Below are 263 nucleotides of genomic sequence, written 5' to 3'. Positions count from 1 at the left end.
CCTGCGTCATACTCCTTGCCTCCCTGCTGCAACCAGTTCTTCGATGCGTGGCGCCCGCGGGTCGTGCAGCCAGCATGCTGCCTGATGTCCCTTCGCAAACTCACTCGTTACCGGCATCTGTTGATCGCAAATTTCCATAGCAAAATCACACCGCGCAGCAAATGGGCAGCCCTTTGGCGGTTGGAATAAGTCTGGCGGACTTCCTTCAATCGGTATCAAGCGTTGCTTTTCACCCTCATCCAGACGTGGCAGTGAACGCATCA

1 protein-coding gene is annotated in these 263 nt (G+C 55.5%); it reads right to left on the bottom strand.

Annotated features, from left to right (window positions below):
* Positions 1 to 6: 6 nt before the first annotated feature.
* A partial coding sequence (locus SB773_RS32585; protein WP_410594528.1) for an oligopeptide/dipeptide ABC transporter ATP-binding protein occupies positions 7 to 263 on the bottom strand: 257 nt, incomplete at its 5' end.

Origin of the sequence: Bacillus sp. SIMBA_074 (genome assembly GCF_046534555.1) — a bacterium.
Classification (GTDB): Bacteria; Bacillota; Bacilli; order Bacillales; family Bacillaceae_G; genus Bacillus_A; species Bacillus_A mycoides.
Note: the sequence above shows the minus strand (reverse complement) of the source record. Positions and strands in the feature narration are given on the sequence as shown.